This is a genomic window from Microbacterium sp. HMWF026 (genome assembly GCF_003061325.1).
In the GTDB taxonomy this organism is placed as follows: domain Bacteria; phylum Actinomycetota; class Actinomycetes; order Actinomycetales; family Microbacteriaceae; genus Microbacterium; species Microbacterium testaceum_E.
The window spans coordinates 1-1,275 of the sequence record NZ_QAJB01000097.1 but is presented as its reverse complement, the minus strand read 5'-3'; the positions used below and the strand labels follow the sequence as shown (position 1 = coordinate 1,275).

General features: G+C 74.4%; 1 protein-coding gene. It reads right to left on the bottom strand.

All coding sequences use genetic code 11. From position 1 onward, the window contains the following. The coding region (locus DBR36_RS04770) for a YhgE/Pip domain-containing protein (protein ID WP_181373477.1) at nt 1-1,275 on the bottom strand (1,275 nt) is incomplete at both ends.

The window sequence follows — 1,275 nt, the reverse complement described above, 5'->3', positions numbered from 1 at the left end:
CACCTGGCCCACGCCGTCGGCGAGCTGCGCCGCGCCGTCCTCGGACAGGGAGACTCCGGATGCCAGCTGCGCGGCGCCCGAGCTGAGCGCCTGCGCGCCGCTGCCGAACTGCCGCGCCCCGTCGGCGAGCTGCGTTCCTCCACCGGCGACGCCGTCGATGCCGCCGGCGATCGTGCCGAGTCCCGTCGCGGCCTCGCGCGCACCCCCGGCGAGGCCCGTGGCGCCGTCGGCGAGCTGTTGGTTGGCGGCGGCGATGGCGCGGATGCCGGCGGGCAGCTGCGCGGCCTGGCCGGCGAGCGAGCCGATCTGCGCGACCGTCTGCGTCGCCTGGGGCAGGGCGCGGTTCGCGGCGTCCGCGGCGTCGCGCAGCGCCTGGCATTGCTCGGCGGTGCCGGTGCATTCGTCGGCGGCCTTCTGCAGGGCGGCGGCGGCATCGACCAGGGCGGTGTTGACCTGCGGGGCGGCGTCGGCGAGCTTCTGCGCGTCGGTGGCGAAGCTCGGGGGGATCTGGTCGGCGAGCCCGTTGATCTGCGTCGCGAGCTGCTGGTTGCCCGCGGCGATGCCGTCGGCGCCGGTCGCGAGCTTGTCGACCCCTGCCGCGGCATCCCGTGTTCCCGTCGCCAGAGCGCTCGCGCCCGAGGCGAGCTTCGTCGCCCCGTCGGCGAGGGGGGCGGCGCCGGCCGCGAGCTGCGAAGCCCCGTCGGCGAGACCGGACGCGCCGGTCGAGAGCTGGCCCAGGCCGTCCTTCAGGGCGGTGGCCCCGTCGGCGGCCTGCGAGGCGCCGTCGGCGAGCTGATGCGCGCCGCTCGCCGCGGTGCCGAGCTGATCGCTCAGGGTGGTGAAACCGAGGAACACGTTCGTGAGGTACTGCGACGACAGCTCGGCCCCGAACACGCTGGAGGCGGTGGATGCCAACTGCGCGGTGATCGCGCCGTCGACCACGCGGGCGTCGGGAGCCGTCTGGACGTCGATGGTCGCCTTCTCGGGCGTCTCGCCCGGGCGGGTCGACAGCGAGGCGGCCGTGAAGTTCTCGGGGATCGTGACGACGGCGGTGTATGTGCCGTCCTTCAGCCCCGCGGCGGCGTCGTCGTCGTTCGAGATCACCCAGTCGATGTTGCTGGGCTGATCGTCGGCGCCCTTGACCAGACCGCCGGTGAGCTGACGCCCCAGGGGGACGAGCTGACCGTTCAGCTCGACGGCCTTGTCGTCGTTGACGATCGCGGCGGTGATGTTGTCGAGCCGGTCGGTGGGGTTGTACAGCGCGCCGACCAGGAT